The following is a 16209-nucleotide window of genomic DNA, read 5'->3' as shown; positions in this document are numbered from 1 at the left end:
GCAAGCCAAAAAGACAGCTTCGGCTGTCTTTTTTTCGTCTGCCACTTTTTTCGGGCACCGCTTGTCAGTCTTGATCTGGCACAAATGCTCCTCTTTTCGCCGTGCCATAGTGAATTGGCAAACAGACGAAGGAGACACCATGAGCACCGCTAAAACGAAAAAATTACCGGCCACCGGTTCGGCCGAAGGCGCGCCGGCCATGCAGTCCATGCAGTCCATGCCGGTCGAGGGCGACGTGCATGCCGGTACTGATGCGGCGGGCGCCGACGCCATGCCGGGGCCGCGCCTGGGCATGTCGTACGCGGACCAGGCGGCGCTCGCGCAGGGCGCGGCCGCGGCGAACGGCGGCGACATGCCGGGCGGCGGCATGCAGCAGGCATCGCAGGGCATGGCCGGCGCCAGTTGCATGCACGTGGGCGATGGCGGCGGCATGGGGGGCGACCGCGATGGCGGGGGCGGTGGAGGCGGCATGGGCGGCGACGGCGGCGGCCAGGGCGGCGGCACGCCGCAGGTGCGCACCTGCGCCACGATGGACGTGCATCGCCGCCTGCTGACGGAAGATCCATCGTATGCGAGCATCCGCGCCGATATTGAAAACCAGGCTGGCATGTACGAGGGCGCCGGCAGCAGCGCCGGGCGTTCCGGCGTGACGCAGATACCGGTGGTCGTGCACGTGGTGTGGAATACGGCCGCGCAGAATATTTCGGATGCGCAGATCGCCAGCCAGATCGATGTACTGAACCGTGATTTCCGGCGCGTCAATCCCGATGTGAACAGCACGCCGGCGCCGTTCCTGCCGCTGACGGCCGATGCGCGCGTGGAGTTCGCGCTGGCCACCATCGATCCGCATGGCGCGGCCACCAGCGGCATCGAGCGGCGCCAGACGACCGTGGCCTCGTTTGGCGCCGACGATGCCGTCAAATCGCAGGCGACGGGCGGCATGGATGCCTGGCCGGCCGACAGCTACCTGAATATCTGGGTCTGCCAGCTGGGCGGCGGCTTGCTCGGCTACGCGCAGTTTCCCGGCGGCCCGGCCGCCACCGACGGCGTGGTGATCCTGCAATCGGCCTTCGGCACGACGGGCACGGCGGCGCCGCCGTTCCACCTGGGGCGCACGGCCACGCATGAAATCGGCCACTGGCTGAACCTGAACCATATCTGGGGCGACGACGGCACCGGCTGCTCGGGCACGGACAACGTGGCCGACACGCCGAACCAGGGCGGACCGAACACGGGCCAGCCTTCGTTCCCCCACATTTCCTGCAGCAACGGGCCGAATGGCGACATGTTCATGAACTACATGGATTACGTCGACGATCCCGCCATGTTCATGTTCACGGCGGGCCAGGTGGCGCGCATGCAGGCCTGTCTCGACGGTCCGCGCGCCAGCATCGGCACGGGGACGGGCGGCACGGGCGCCACGCCGCGCCAGAGTTCCTCCCCCGTCGTGGCCTGGGGCGCGAACCGCCTCGACGTCTTCGTGCTGGGCACGGACCGCGCGCTGTACCACAAGGCCTGGAACGGCACGGCCTGGGCGCCGTCCGTCACCGGCTATGAAGGGCAGGGCGGCATTTGCACCAGTGCGCCGCAGGTGGTGTCGTGGGCGCCGAACCGGCTCGACGTGTTCGTCACGGGCACCGACAGCGGCTTGTTCCACAAATGGTGGAACGGCACGGCCTGGGGGCCGTCCCTGACCGGCTATGAAGCGATGGGCGGGCTGTGCGTGGGCGACCCGCGCGCCGTGGCGTGGGGGCCGAACCGCCTCGACGTGTTTGTCGTCGGCACGGACCGCGGCCTGTATCACAAGTGGTGGAACGGGTCCGCCTGGGGGCCGTCGCTGACGGGCTACGAAGCCATGGGCGGCATCTGCCTGGGTCAGCCGGAAGCCGTGGCCTGGGGGCCGAACCGCCTCGATGTCTTCGTCATCGGCACGGACCGGGCGCTGTACCACAAGTGGTGGGACGGCACGGCCTGGGGACCGTCGCTGACGGGCTACGAGCGCCTGGGCGGCATTTGCACCTCGTCGCCGAAGGCGGTGGCGTGGGGACCGAACCGGCTCGACGTCTTTGTCACGGGCACCGATGGCGCGCTGTACCACAAGTGGTGGGATGGCGCGAAATGGGGGCCTTCCAACGACGGCTTCGAACGGCTGGGCGGCATGTGCGTGGGCGAGGTGGAAGCCGTGTCGTGGGCGCCCAACCGGCTCGACCTGTTCGTCATCGGCACCGATAGCGCCCTGTACCACAAGGCGTGGAACGGCAGCGCCTGGACGCCGTCGCTGACGGGCTTTGAAAGCCTGGGCGGCGTGTGCACTTCGCGCCCGCGCGCCACGGCCTGGGCGGCGAACCGCCTCGACGTGTTTGTCACGGGCACGAATGGCGCCCTGTTCCACAAGGCCTGGAACGGCACGGCGTGGTCGCCTTCCGTGAGCGGCTATGAAAGCCTGGGCGGCGTGGTATCGTGTTTCTGACGTCAATGCGTCAATGCGTGAAACGGGAGGCGGCATGCACGGCATGACAACGGCTTTGCCCAGCGGCAGCTGGACGCATTCCTTCGAGGAGGATGCAGACGGTATCGAGGTGTACCGGCCCACGGCCACCTTCGTCTTTCCTCCCAGCCGCAAGGGGCGCAAGGTGCTGGAGTTTGGCCCGTCCGCCGGCGCCATGGCGCAAGGGGCGGCGACATTGACGTCCATGGCACCCGGCCCCGACGACCGTCCCCGCGCCGGCCCCGTTGCCAAGCTGGTGCCCCTGGGCATGGGCCGCTATGCCCTGAGTGATGCTGGCGGGGCGCAGGACGTGATCGACATCGTCGAAGCGACGCCCGACGTGCTGCGCCTGGCGCGGCGTTAAGGCTGGCCGCGCAGCTTGTGCGCGAGCGCCGTGCGGTTGCCCACGCCCAGTTTCTGGTAAATCGCATGCAGTTGGTTGCGCACGGTGGCCGGCGACTTGCCCAGTTCCCTGGCGATGCTTTTATACGGCAAGCCTTCCGCCGCCATGGCCGCCACCAGCCGTTCTGCCGGCGTCAGGCGCTGCATGGCAGCCTGCCTGAAACGTTGTGTGTCATCCCTGCTCTCCTGTCCGTAAGCGGCATGCCGGTGGCATGCCTGCAGGGATAACGGGAGCACGGCGCCTATCTGTAAAATTATTTTCTCTGCTGCCAGATGCGATGGGCGAAAAAAAAGACAGGCGTACCTGTCTTTTCGTGTGGCTGGGTGGCGCTCAGCCGATGGCTGCCATCGAGACAGGCTTCAGCTTGGCCGCCAGCGCCTTGCCCTTCTTGGCGCGCTTGCCGAAGTGCTCGGCCAGGGCCGTGGCGCCCAGCGACGCATCCTGCGGTTTCGAGGCCCGGCCGATGCCCGAGACCACCACGCCGCGCTGCGTGATCGGCTGCACGGCCAGCAGCTTGTCCTTGGCATCGAGGTCGATCAGCTTGACGCCGGTGCCGCCCTTGGACAGGGTTTTCATTTCATCGAGGCCGAACACCAGCAGGCGCGCGCCTTCCGTCAAACAGGCCAGGGCGCTGGCCGCCTCGGGGATGACTTTCGGCGCCAAAGGCACGTCGCCATCGTCCAGGGTGATGAAGGCCTTGCCGCCTTTCAGGCGGCTCGTCATGTCGCCCGCCTTGGCGATGAAGCCGTAGCCGGCGCTCGACGCCAGCAGCAAATTGGTGGCGCCATTGCCCGCAAAGTAATGGAGGATGCGCACGGCGTTGCCCGGCGTGCCGCCGCTCAGGTCGCACAAGGTCGTGATCGGCACGCCGTCGCCGCGCGCGTTGGGCAGCGCCGAGACGGGCACCGAGTAGATCTTGCCGTTGTTGCCAAATCCCAGCAGGGTGTCGACCGTGCGGCACTCGAAGGCGCCATGCAGGCTGTCGCCCGCCTTGAACGTGAACTGCGCCGCATCGTGGCCGATGCCGGTACGCGCGCGCACCCAGCCTTTTTCCGAGATGATGACGGTGACCGGTTCATCGACCACTTTTTGCTCGGCCACGGCTTTCTGCGCTTCCTCGATCAGGGTGCGGCGCGCGTCGCCGAACTGCTTGGCGTCCGCTTCGATCTCGCGGATGATGGCGCGCTTCATCGAGCCCGGGTTGTCGAGCAGGTCTTGCAGCGACTTTTCTTCCTTGCGCAGCTCGGCCAGTTCCTGCTGGATCTTGATCGTTTCCAGGCGCGCCAGCTGGCGCAAACGGATTTCCAGGATATCGTCGGCCTGGCGCTCGGACAGCTTGAACGCCTCGATCAGGGCCGCTTTCGGCTCATCCGAATTGCGGATGATCTGGATCACCTTGTCGATATTGAGCAGGATCGCTTCGCGTCCTTCCAGGATATGGATGCGGTCCTTGACCTTGCCCAGTTTGTAGCCGGTGCGGCGCGTGACGGTTTCGAAGCGGAAATCGATCCACTCGCGCAGGATGTCGCCCAGGCCTTTCTGGCGCGGACGGCCGTCGCCGCCTATCATCACCAGGTTGATCGAGGTCGACGATTCCAGCGACGTATGCGCCAGCAGCATCAGCATGAATTCCGTCTGGTCCTGGTTCTTCGACTTCGGTTCGAACACGAGGCGCACGGGCGCGGCGCGGCCCGATTCGTCGCGGATGGTGTCGAGCGAATTGAGGATCAGCGCTTTCAGGGCCACCTGGTCCGGCGACAGCGCCTTCTTGCCCAGCTTGATCTTCGGATTGGTCAGTTCCTCGATTTCTTCCAGCACCTTTTGCGAGGAGGTGCCCGGCGGCAGTTCCGTCACGACGGCTTGCCACTGGCCGCGCGCCAGTTCCTCGATCTTCCAGCGCGCGCGCACCTTCATGCTGCCACGGCCGCTCGCGTACATGTCGGCGATCTGCGAGGGCGGCGTGATGATCTGGCCGCCGCCGGGGAAGTCGGGGCCGGGCATGATGGCCATCAGCTCGGCGTGCGTCATCTTCGGATCGCGGATCATGGCGACGGCCGCTTTCGCCACTTCGGTCAGGTTGTGCGACGGGATTTCCGTCGCCAGGCCCACGGCGATGCCGGAGGCGCCATTGAGCAGCACCATCGGCAGACGGGCCGGCAGCAGCTTCGGTTCTTCCGTCGAACCGTCGTAGTTGGGCTGGAAGTCCACCGTGCCCATGCCGATTTCATCCATCAGCAGCTTGGCGATCGGCGTCAGACGCGCTTCCGTGTAACGCATGGCCGCGGCGCCGTCGCCGTCGCGCGAGCCGAAGTTGCCCTGGCCGTCGATCAGCGGGTAGCGCAGGGAGAAATCCTGCGCCATGCGCACCAGCGCGTCGTACACGGACTGGTCGCCGTGCGGATGCAATTTACCCAGCACGTCGCCGACCACGGCCGCCGATTTGCGCGGCTTGGCCGTGGAATTCAAGCCCAGCTCATTCATCGCATACAGGATGCGGCGCTGCACGGGTTTCTGGCCGTCGCACACGTCGGGCAGGGCGCGGCCCTTGACGACGGAGATGGCGTAATCGAGATAGGCGCGCTCGGCAAAGGTGGACAGGGTCAGCGCTTCGCCGTCGAATACCGGTTCATCCGGCTCGATCGGCTCAGGCTGGGCATCGTCAAATAAATTGGTTTGTGTGGACATGGCGCTTGTTTCGGTGTTAAGTGGTTGCGGTTGAATTCATGGGGGCGATTATGACAGCCCGGATTTGGAAAAGGATTTGCCGTAGGTCTTGTAGATGTAGCACATGGTGAAATACAGCACGGCCAGGGCCAGCTCCACGCTGTTGTGCATCATCTGCATGGCGCGGATGGCCGGGGCCTGGCCGGCCAGCACGACGCTGGCGAGGGACGGCACCAGCACCACCGGCCAGATCGTCTTCCATTTGAAATCGGTGGGGGAAAACAGCAGGCCGGCGCACGACCAGGCATACAGCGCGGCGCCCACGAGGGCGGCCGGCAGCAATTGCAAATACAGTTGCAACAGCAAGCCCGCACAGCCGATCAGCCATGCCGCGCGCAGGCGGGGCAAAAGCGCCTCCGGCCAGCCGCAATCGCCATACAGGCCGGTGGCGCTGCGCAGGGCCAGCGCAGCCAGGCAAAACATCATCGGCATGGCGTCGCCGATGGCCAGCGCCGACTGGCCCTTGCCGCTCATGAACATGGCGGCGAACAGCGACATGCCCAGAACCAGGAGCAGCAGCATGCCATGCAGCAGCTGGCGGTTCATCGCATACGCGAGCAGGGCCGACGCGCACAAGCCGGCCGCAGTGACGAGGCGCACGGTGTCGCTGCGTTCGGGCAGGAACAGCATCAGCGTCAGCAGCAGATAGGGCGCGATCCAGCCCAGTTGCCGCAAGCCGGGCCGCTGCCACAGCACGGGCAGGCGGTCCTGCAGCGCTTCCTGCAGCGAATCCAGGCGCGCGAACAGGGGCGCCGGCCAGCGCAAGGCATGCATGGCCAGCAGAGCAAAGGCCAGCGCCTGGAAACCGAGCAGGCTGGCATAGGCGGCCGCGTCGCCGAGCTTGAAGCCGGCCGCATCGAGCACGCCCGCAAGCATGAAGTGCAGCACGAAGCCCAGGCCGCCCGACGCGAGCGCCGTCTGCTTGAAGTAGCGTTTGCCATGCACGGCGTGTTCCCACTGCTCGAACAGGTCCGTATCGAGCTTGTAGGCCAGCATCTCGCCATGCTGCCAGCGTATCGCGTGCAGCAGTTCGCGCAGCTGCAGCGTGAATTTTTGGTCGAACAGCTGGCGCGCATAGGCGCTTGGTGCCTGCTGCGACATGATGCAGTCCAGGCCGGGGTAGCTGTCGCGGTTGTCGCTGAAATGGGCGAACGAGCGGTCGGCCCGGTAGCGCTGCACGGCACTGCGCACCAGGTCCGCATGGCTGCGCGCCAGGTAGGAAAAGTCGTGGTCCCAGCCCAGCTGCTCGAACAGGGCCTGACGCAGCGCCAGGTCATAGCCGGCGCTGGCGCAATAGCGCAGCGCGCACAGCTCGAATTCCTCGCGCACGTCGAGGTTGAGCAATTCTTCGCGCTCGAGGAAACCGGGCAGCAGGGCGGCCGCGTTGCGGCGCCGCGACTGCTCCAGGAATGCATGCCACAGGCTGATGGCTTCCTGCACCGGATCGATGGCGACCACGCCCCATAGTTCCGGCGGCGGTGCCTGGTCCTGGGCGATGACGCCCCACAGTTCCGCAGGTGCTTCTTGTGCGGGCTCGTCGATGACGCCCCACAGGTCGGCCGGTTCCATGGGCGGCGCTTCTGGCGCTTGCGCCGCTGCCGTTTCGGCTTCGGCCGCTTGCGCTTCCGGCAGTTCATCAGCAAACAGATGCGCATGGCGCAGCGCGTATTCATACGCTTCGCGCAGCTCCTGGAAGGCGGCAGGATCGTCCTCGGGCCGCGTCACCTTCAGGCGCTTCGCGTACGCGCGCTTGAGGGCGCGCTCGTCGCCGGTCGGCTCCGTGCCGAGGATATCCCACAGGCTGCGCTGGCCGTTGTGCATGCCGCCGTCCATTTACAGGAAGCTCTCGCTCTCGACCTGGCGCAGCACCTCGTCGAGCGCCTGGCGCGCCTTGCGGATGGTGGCCGGGTCCTGCGTTTCCAGCGCGGCCTGGAAATTCGCCGTGTGCGCCGCCAGGTACTGGCGCACGTCGCCCAGCGACTGTTCATACAGGCGGTCGGCGCGCGTGACGAGGGTGCGGTTTTCCATCTGCTCGCGCGGGTGGATCTTCAGGTCGGCCAGTTCCGCAAAGCGCTGCTCGATCTGTTCCGGCGTCATCACGCCCGCATTGTCGCTGATGATCATCTTGTGCTTTTCCTGCGTGGCCAGCACCGTCACTTCCGCTTCCAGCACGCCGCTGACGTCATAGGTGAAGCGCACGTCGATGCCGATCTCGCCCGCCTTTTTGGCGGGGATCGGGAAGCTGATCTTGCCGAGGAAGACGTTGTCGGCCACCAGGCGCGACTCGCCCTGGAAGATCGCCACGTTGATTTCTTTCTGGTTGTCGTGGATGGTGGTGATGTTTTCCGTGCGCGAGACGGGTACCACGGAGTTGCGCTCGATGATGGGCAGGTAATGCCCGCCCTCATACTGGTTCGCGCCGATCTGGCGCGAAATCGAAATGCCCAGCGAATACGGCGCCACGTCCGTCATGACCACTTCGTCGAGGGCCGCGTCGCGCATCTTCAGACCCGCCTGCACGGCGGCGCCCAGCGCCACGGCTTCGTCCGGGTCCAGGTGGATGGCGGGGAAGCGGCCGAACATGCGCGAGACCAGTTTACGTACCAGCGGCATACGCGTGGCGCCGCCGGCCAGCACCACTTCATTCAATTCCGCCGCGCGGATGGTGGCGTCGCGCAGCGCCCGTTCCACGGGCAGGCGCAAACGGGCCAGCAGCGGTTCGCACAACTGCGCCAGCTTGTCTTCGCCGATCTCCCAGCTGTATTCCTTGTCCTGGTAGCGCGTGGCCATGCGCACGGACGGCTGGTCCGACAGCAATCGCTTGACGCGCTCGGCTTCATCGCGCAGCAGCTGCTGCTGGCGCGGGTCGAGCAGGCGGCTGCCGACGGCGTCGCGCAGGCCGCTGCCTTCCATGAAAGCGTCGACCAGCACGGTGACGAAGTCTTCACCGCCCAAAAAATTGTCGCCGGCCGAGGCGCGCACTTCCATCACGCCTTCGAACAGTTCCAGGATCGACACGTCGAACGTGCCGCCGCCCAGGTCGAAGACGAGGAATTTGCTTTCCTGTTCCTTGTCGCGGATGCCGTAGGCCAGCGCGGCTGCCGTCGGCTCGTTGAGCAGGCGCTCCACGCGCAGGCCCGCCAGCTGGCCGGCGATGCGCGTGGCCTTGCGCTGCGCATCGCTGAAATACGCGGGCACGGTGATGATGGCTTCCTCGACCTTGTGGCCGAGGAAGGCTTCGGCATCTTCCTTCAGCGCGCGCAGCACCATCGACGACAGTTCTTCCGGGCGGAATTGCTGCGTGCCGAGGGTGATCTTCTTTTCGCTGCCCATGTAGCGCTTGAAGACGGCCGCCGTCAGCTGCGGGTGCGTCTGCAGCCGTTCGCGCGCGGCGCGGCCCACCAGCACGGTGCCGTCGTCGTCGATGCTCACGCATGACGGCGTCAGGTGTTCACCGAGCGCATTCGGGATGATGGATGCCTTGCCGTCGCGCCAGATGGCGACCAGGCTGTTGGTGGTGCCCAGGTCGATGCCGATGATCATCAGATATCCGCCTCCGCCTCATTGCCGTGTTCCTCGATCCAGGCGCGGCGTCCTGCCGCCTCGCCCTTGCCCATCAACATATTGAAGCGGGACGCCGAGGCCATGTGGTCGATTTCACCGAGCGTGACGGGCAGCAAACGGCGCGTGTCCGGATTCATCGTCGTTTCCCACAGCTGCTCGGCGTTCATCTCGCCCAGGCCCTTGAAGCGCGAGATCGACCAGGCGCCCTGTTTCACGCCTTCCTTGCGCAGCTTGTCCTCGATGGCGACCAGCTCGCCGTCGTCGAGCGCATAGATTTTCTGCATCGGCTTCTTGCCGCGCGCCGGCGCGTCCACGCGGTACAACGGCGGACGGGCGATGCAGATGTGGCCCTTGTTGATCAGGACCGGGAAGTGCTTGAAGAACAGGGTCAGCAGCAGTACCTGGATGTGCGAGCCGTCCACGTCCGCATCCGACAGGATGCAGATCTTGCCGTAGCGCAGGCCCGACAGGTCGGGAGAGTCGCCCACGCTGTGCGGATCGACGCCGATGGCCACCGCAATGTCATGGATCTCGTTATTGGCGAACAGGCGGTCGCGGTCCGTCTCCCACGAGTTCAGGACCTTGCCGCGCAGGGGCAGGATCGCCTGGAATTCCTTGTCGCGGCCCATCTTGGCCGAACCGCCCGCCGAGTCGCCCTCGACGAGGAACAGTTCATTGCGCGCGATGTCCGACGATTCGCAGTCGGTCAGCTTGCCCGGCAACACGGCCACGCCCGAGGATTTTTTCTTTTCCACTTTTTGCAGCGAGCGCTGGCGCGACTGCGCCTGCTTGATCACGAGCTCGGCCAGCTTCTTGCCATAGTCGACGTGCTGGTTCAGCCACAGTTCCAGCGGCGGCTTGGTAAAGGTCGACACGAGGCGCACGGCGTCGCGCGAATTGAGGCGTTCCTTGATCTGGCCCTGGAATTGCGGGTCCAGCACCTTGGCCGACAGCACGAACGATGCGCGCGCGAACACGTCTTCCGGCAGCAGCTTCACGCCTTTGGGCAGCAGCGAGTGCATTTCGACGAAGTTTTTCACGGCGCCGAACAGGCCGTCGCGCAAGCCCGATTCGTGCGTGCCGCCATTCGAGGTGGGAATCAGGTTGACGTACGATTCGCGCACGATGGCGCCTTCTTCCGTCCAAGCCACGACCCAGGCCGCGCCTTCGCCTTCGGCAAAGCCTTCCGAGTCCGGGCCCGCGTATTGCGCGCCTTCGAACAGGGGAATCAGGGTTTCGCCGTTCGATACCTGCGCCAGCGTTTCGGTCAGGTAGCCGCGCAAGCCTTCCGCGTACTGCCAGGTCTGCGTATCGCCCGTCTTCGCGTTGGTCAGCGTGACGGTCACGCCCGGCAGCAGCACGGCTTTCGAGCGCAGCAGGCGTTGCAGCTCCGTTTGCGAGATGTTCGGCGAATCAAAGTATTTCGCATCGGGCCAGGCGGTGACGCGCGTGCCGGATTTTTTGCCGTCGCGCGGGGCGGGGCGGGAACTCAGGGGCTCGATCACGTCGCCGTTGGCAAACACCATGTGGTGCAGGCCATTGCCATCGCTTTCCTTGCGCCAGACGGTGATTTCCAGGCGCGTCGACAGCGCATTGGTGACGGACACGCCGACGCCGTGCAAGCCGCCCGAGAACGCGTAGGCGCCGCCCGAACCCTTGTCGAACTTGCCGCCCGCGTGCAGCCGTGTAAACACGATTTCCACCGTCGGCACGCCTTCTTCCGGGTGCAGGCCGACGGGAATGCCGCGGCCATTGTCTTCGACGGTGATGCTGCCATCCGTGTTCTGCGTCACGGCGATATGCGTGCAATGACCGCCCAGCGCCTCGTCGGAGGCATTGTCGATCACTTCCTGAATGATGTGCAGCGGATTTTCAGTGCGGGTGTACATCCCCGGGCGCTGCTTGACGGGTTCCAGTCCTTTCAGGACACGGATGGATGATTCGCTGTAGTCGGATGCTGGTTTTTTAGTGGCCATACGTGTTCAAGCTAAGTAAAGACAGTGGTTGGAACGCCAGGCCAGGGCACTGCGGGCGCAATGACAGCGGCGGCGATAACTGTATGAATATACAGTATATCCCGTCCAGCGTCACTGGGAGAGGGCAGTGCGGCAGGCTTGGCGTCCTTGTGCGGACGCTCGCGCATTCTATCTTGTCCGGCGAGCAATAGCGCTACTCCAAGGCAACAACAGTGCGCCGCGCGCGTGGTTTTGCGCCAATTGTGATGGATTTTATGCGGTAAAGCCGCCTTTTTTACATCTTGTTTACAGCTGCCTTCCCAGTCTTTACGAATTTTTTAGACCCTTTTGGCTAATCTGCTCACTATCAAAACAAACCTGAATGAGGGTGGGAATGGATCTCGTGTATCTCGGCTTGATTGCCGTGTTTTTCGTCGTGGCGGCCGGCTTTGCCGTCGCCTGCGACAAATTAGGGAGCGTCAAATGAACGCGTTTTATGTGCTGGGCGCCGTCGTCTCGGCCGGCCTGCTCGTGTATTTGCTGGTGGCGCTGCTGAAGGCGGAGGAACTGTGATGACGACGCAATCGATATTGTTGTTGGTGGCCTTCCTGGCCGTGCTGCTGGCCGCCGGCTATCCGCTGGGCCTGTACATGGCCAAGGTGGCCGGCGATGGCCCCGTGCGCGGCCTGGGCTGGCTGCAAAAGCTGGAAAACCTGCTGTACCGCTGGTCCGGCCTTCCCGCCGACAAGGCCATGGGCTGGAAAAGCTATGCCATCGCCCTGATCGTGTTTAACACGGTGGGCGCCGTCTTCGTCTACGGCCTGCAGCGCCTGCAGGGCTTCCTGCCCCTCAATCCCCAGGGCCTGGGCGCCGTCAGCCCCGATTCCTCGTTCAATACCACCGTCAGCTTCGTCGCCAACACCAACTGGCAGGGCTACGGCGGCGAACAGACCATGAGCTATCTGACGCAGATGCTGGGCATGGCCTGCCAGAATTTCTTTTCGGCGGCCACCGGCATCGCCGTGATCTTCGCGCTGGTGCGCGGCTTCGCCTCGCGCTCGGGCAAATCGATCGGCAATTTCTGGGTCGACCTGGTGCGCTCGACCCTGTACATCCTGCTGCCGCTGTCCCTGGCCCTGTCCGTCGTCTTCATGGGCGAAGGCATGATCCAGAATTTTTCCGCCTATAAGGAAGTGACCCTGCTCGACCACGTGGCGTATGAAACGCCGAAGGTGACGGCCGACGGCCAGCCCGTGCTGGACGCCGCCGGCAAACCCGTGATGGAAGCGCAAGTGGCGGCCACGCAGACGATCGCCATGGGCCCCGTCGCGTCGCAGGAATCGATCAAGCTGCTGGGCACGAATGGCGGCGGCTTCTTCAATGCCAACTCCTCGCATCCGTACGAAAACCCGACCGTGCTGTCGAACTTCCTGCAGATGCTGGCCATCTTCATCATTCCCGCCGGCCTGTGCTTCACCTTCGGCCGCATGGTGGGCGACATGCGCCAGGGCTGGGCCGTGCTGGCCGCGATGACCCTGATCTTTGTCGTCATGACGGCCGGCGTGATGAGCGCCGAGCAGCAAGCCAATCCGGCCTTGCAATCGCTGGGCGTGGACCAGCAGGCCAGCAGCCTGCAATCGGGAGGTAATATGGAAGGCAAGGAAACGCGCTTCGGCATCAGCTCCTCGACCTTGTTCGCGGCGGTGACGACGGCCGCGTCGTGCGGCGCCGTCAATTCCATGCACGATTCCTACATGCCCCTGGGCGGCATGGTGCCGCTGCTGCTGATGCAGTTCGGCGAAGTGATCTTCGGCGGCGTGGGCACGGGCCTGTACGGCATGCTGATGTTCGCCATCCTGGCCGTCTTCATCGCCGGCCTGATGATAGGCCGCACGCCTGAATACCTGGGCAAGAAAATCCAGGCGTATGAAATGAAGATGGTGTCGCTGGCCATCCTGATCACGCCCGCCCTCGTATTGACGGGCACGGCGATCGCCGTGATGGTCGAACCGGGCAAGATCGGCGTGGCCAATCCGGGCGCCCACGGTTTCTCCGAGATCCTGTACGCCTTCACGTCGGCGGCCAACAACAACGGCAGCGCGTTTGCGGGCCTGTCCGCCAACACGCCGTTCTACAACGTGATGCTGGCGATCGCCATGTGGTTCGGCCGCTTCGGCGTGATCGTGCCCGTGCTGGCGGTGGCCGGTTCGCTGGCGGCCAAGCAGCGCCTGTCGGCCAACGCGGGCACCATGCCCACGCACGGCCCCATGTTCATCGGCCTGCTGATCGGCGTCGTCGTGCTCGTCGGCGTGCTCAATTACGTTCCCGCGCTGGCCCTGGGCCCGATCGTCGAACACCTGCAACTTTTCATCAAATAAGAGGCTACCATGTCACGCACAAGCCTGACTCTGTTCGATTCCGCACTGATTGGCCCCGCCATCGTCGATGCGTTCAAAAAACTCGACCCCCGCACGCAGTGGCGCAGCCCCGTGATGTTCGTCGTCTATGTCGGCAGCATCATCACGACCTTGCTGGCGACCCAGGCCGGGATCAGCGGTGGCCAGGGTGAAGCGCCGTTCGGCTTCATCGTCGCCGTCGCCGTGTGGCTGTGGTTTACCGTGCTGTTCGCGAACTTCGCCGAAGCGCTGGCCGAAGGCCGCAGCAAGGCGCAGGCAGCGTCCCTGCGCGCGCTCAAGCAGACGGTGATGGCGAAGAAAATGCAGACGCCGAAGTACGGCACCTCCTGGCTGCCCACGCCGGCGACCGACCTGCGCAAGGGCATGACGGTGCTGGTCGAAGCGGGCGACGTGATTCCCGCCGACGGCGAGGTGACGGCCGGCGTGGCTTCCGTCGACGAGAGCGCCATCACGGGCGAATCGGCGCCCGTCATCCGCGAATCGGGCGGCGACTTTTCCGCCGTCACGGGCGGCACCCGCGTGCTGTCCGACTGGCTGCTGGTGCGCGTTTCCGTCAACCCGGGCGAAGCCTTCATCGACCGCATGATCGCCATGGTCGAAGGCGCCAAGCGCCAGAAGACGCCGAACGAGATCGCCCTGACGATTTTACTCGTCGCCCTGTCGATCGTGTTCCTGATCGTCACCGTGACCCTGCTGCCGTACTCGCTGTTTTCCGTGGCGGCGGCTGGCAGCGGCACGCCGGTGACGATCACCGTGCTGATCGCGCTGCTCGTGTGTCTGATTCCGACCACCATCGGCGGCCTGCTGTCGGCCATCGGCGTGGCCGGCATGAGCCGCATGATGCAGGCCAATGTGATCGCCACGTCGGGGCGCGCCGTGGAAGCGGCCGGCGACGTGGACGTGCTGCTGCTCGATAAGACGGGCACCATCACCCTGGGCAACCGCCAGGCGTCGAGCTTCGTGCCGGCGCCCGGCGTGACGGAACAGCAGCTGGCCGATGCGGCGCAGCTGGCTTCGCTGGCCGATGAAACGCCGGAAGGGCGCAGCATCGTCGTGCTGGCCAAGCAGAAATTCAATATCCGCGAACGCGAGATGGCCAGCCTGCACGCCACCTTCGTCCCGTTCACGGCGCAGACGCGCATGAGCGGCGTGGATATCCCGGGCGAACAGCAGGTGCGCCAGTTGCGCAAGGGCGCGGCCGATTCCATGAAAAAGTATGTGGAAGCGCTGGGCCAGCCGTATCCGGCCGAGGTGGGACGCGCCGTCGACGACATCGCGCGCCGCGGCAGCACGCCGCTGGTGGTGGTGGACGACGGCCGCGTCATGGGCGCCGTGGAACTGAAGGATATCGTCAAGGGCGGCATCAAGGAGCGCTTCGCGGAATTGCGCCGCATGGGCATCAAGACCGTCATGATCACGGGCGACAACAAGCTGACGGCGGCCGCGATTGCCGCCGAAGCGGGCGTGGACGATTTCCTCGCCGAAGCGACGCCGGAAGACAAGCTCAAACTGATTCGCAGCTACCAGTCCGAAGGCCGCCTTGTGGCGATGACGGGCGACGGCACCAACGATGCGCCCGCGCTGGCCCAGGCCGACGTGGCCGTGGCCATGAACTCGGGCACGCAGGCGGCGAAGGAGGCGGGCAACATGGTCGACCTCGATTCGAACCCGACCAAGCTGCTGGAAATCGTTGAAATCGGCAAGCAGATGCTGATGACGCGCGGTTCGCTGACGACGTTCTCGATCTCGAACGACATCGCCAAGTACTTCGCCATCATCCCGGCCGCCTTCGTGGGCACCTATCCGCAATTGAAGGCGCTCGACATCATGCATTTGGCCAGCCCCGCCTCGGCCATCATGTCGGCCGTGATCTTCAATGCCCTGATCATCGTCGTGCTCATTCCGCTGGCGCTGAAAGGCGTGCAGTACCGGGCCATCGGCGCGGCCAGCCTGTTGCGCCGCAACCTGCTGATCTACGGCCTGGGCGGGATTATTTTGCCCTTCATCGGGATCAAGCTGATCGACATGCTGCTGTCCGCCCTCAATTTAGTCTAAAGGAACCATCATGAGCACTATCGTCCGTCCCGCCCTGGTCCTGTTTGCCGCGCTGACCGTGATCTGCGGCGTCGTCTATCCGTTTGCCACGGCCGGTATCGGCCAGCTGGCCTTCAACGATGAAGTCAACGGCAGCATCGTCGAGCGTGGGGGCAAGCCCGTCGGCTCGATGCTGATCGGCCAGTCCTTTACCTCGCCCAAGTATTTCTGGGGCCGGCCGTCGGCCACCGCGCCGATGGCCAATAACGGCGCCGGTTCGGGCGGCTCGAACCAGGGGCCGACCAATCCGGCCCTGGTGGACGCCGTCAAGGCGCGCATCGCCGCCCTGAAGGAAGCCGATCCCGGCAACCGCAAGCCGATCCCCGTTGACCTGGTGACGGCGTCGAGCAGCGGCCTGGACCCGGAAATCAGCCTGGCGGGCGCCCTGTACCAGGCGCCCCGCGTGGCCCGCGTGCGCGCCGTGCCGCTGGCGCAGGTGGAAAACGCCATCGCCAAGGTGCAGAAAACCGCGTATATCGGCTTTTTCGGCGAACCGCGCGTAAATGTGCTGGAACTGAATCTGGCGTTGGATGCCATGGCAAAGTAAGCTGGCAACGGTGCGTA

Annotated in this window: 11 protein-coding genes; 6 read left to right on the top strand and 5 right to left on the bottom strand. The window is 65.0% G+C overall.

Going from position 1 to position 16209, the window contains the following annotated elements; genetic code table 11:
* Positions 1-139 precede the first annotated feature (139 nt).
* Positions 140-2470: a M43 family zinc metalloprotease gene (locus JAB4_RS26550; protein ID WP_217495079.1), complete on the top strand. Its 2331-nt coding sequence runs from the start codon at positions 140-142 to the stop codon at positions 2468-2470.
* Between the two features lie 34 nt (positions 2471-2504).
* Entirely contained in the window at positions 2505-2852 is a 348-nt protein-coding gene (locus JAB4_RS26545; protein WP_070224289.1) for a hypothetical protein, read from the top strand.
* Here the strand turns inward: JAB4_RS26545 and JAB4_RS26540 are convergent.
* The 5 genes from JAB4_RS26540 to JAB4_RS26520 all read right to left on the bottom strand — a co-directional run bounded on the left by JAB4_RS26540 (position 2849) and on the right by JAB4_RS26520 (position 11155).
* Positions 2849-3037 carry a helix-turn-helix transcriptional regulator gene (locus JAB4_RS26540; RefSeq protein ID WP_035822224.1) on the bottom strand — a complete coding sequence of 63 codons (189 nt, stop codon included), beginning with the start codon at positions 3035-3037 and terminating at the stop codon, positions 2849-2851. The genes JAB4_RS26545 and JAB4_RS26540 overlap by 4 nt on opposite strands.
* 184 nt (positions 3038-3221) lie before the next feature.
* Positions 3222-5576 carry a DNA topoisomerase IV subunit A gene (gene parC, locus JAB4_RS26535; RefSeq protein WP_070224290.1) on the bottom strand — a complete coding sequence of 785 codons (2355 nt, stop codon included), beginning with the start codon at positions 5574-5576 and terminating at the stop codon, positions 3222-3224.
* 48 nt (positions 5577-5624) lie between these two features.
* Positions 5625-7436 (bottom strand): J domain-containing protein, encoded by a 1812-nt coding sequence (locus JAB4_RS26530; RefSeq protein ID WP_139143569.1) that lies wholly within the window; start codon positions 7434-7436, stop codon positions 5625-5627.
* A 12-nt stretch (positions 7437-7448) separates the two neighbouring features.
* Positions 7449-9158: a molecular chaperone HscC gene (locus tag JAB4_RS26525; RefSeq protein ID WP_070224292.1), complete on the bottom strand. Its 1710-nt coding sequence runs from the start codon at positions 9156-9158 to the stop codon at positions 7449-7451.
* Positions 9158-11155 carry a DNA topoisomerase IV subunit B gene (locus JAB4_RS26520; RefSeq protein WP_070224293.1) on the bottom strand — a complete coding sequence of 666 codons (1998 nt, stop codon included), beginning with the start codon at positions 11153-11155 and terminating at the stop codon, positions 9158-9160. The genes JAB4_RS26525 and JAB4_RS26520 overlap by 1 nt, the downstream gene beginning before the upstream one ends.
* A 462-nt stretch (positions 11156-11617) precedes the next feature.
* On the opposite strand from JAB4_RS26520, the gene kdpF reads away from it, so the two are divergent.
* The 4 genes from kdpF to kdpC are packed head-to-tail and all read left to right on the top strand — an operon-like array spanning position 11618 to position 16192.
* Positions 11618-11707 (top strand): K(+)-transporting ATPase subunit F, encoded by a 90-nt coding sequence (gene kdpF / locus JAB4_RS26515; RefSeq protein WP_034746483.1) that lies wholly within the window; start codon positions 11618-11620, stop codon positions 11705-11707.
* Positions 11707-13512 (top strand): potassium-transporting ATPase subunit KdpA, encoded by a 1806-nt coding sequence (kdpA, locus tag JAB4_RS26510; protein ID WP_070224294.1) that lies wholly within the window; start codon positions 11707-11709, stop codon positions 13510-13512. The genes kdpF and kdpA overlap by 1 nt, the downstream gene beginning before the upstream one ends.
* Before the next feature lie 9 nt (positions 13513-13521).
* Positions 13522-15606 (top strand): potassium-transporting ATPase subunit KdpB, encoded by a 2085-nt coding sequence (gene kdpB / locus JAB4_RS26505; protein ID WP_070224295.1) that lies wholly within the window; start codon positions 13522-13524, stop codon positions 15604-15606.
* 10 nt (positions 15607-15616) lie between these two features.
* Positions 15617-16192 (top strand): potassium-transporting ATPase subunit KdpC, encoded by a 576-nt coding sequence (gene kdpC, locus JAB4_RS26500; RefSeq protein ID WP_070224296.1) that lies wholly within the window; start codon positions 15617-15619, stop codon positions 16190-16192.
* The last annotated feature ends 17 nt before the right edge of the window (positions 16193-16209 follow it).

It is taken from the genome of Janthinobacterium sp. HH102, assembly GCF_001758625.2.
Taxonomy (GTDB): Bacteria; Pseudomonadota; Gammaproteobacteria; order Burkholderiales; family Burkholderiaceae_D; genus Janthinobacterium.
Note: the sequence above shows the minus strand (reverse complement) of the source record. Positions and strands in the feature narration are given on the sequence as shown.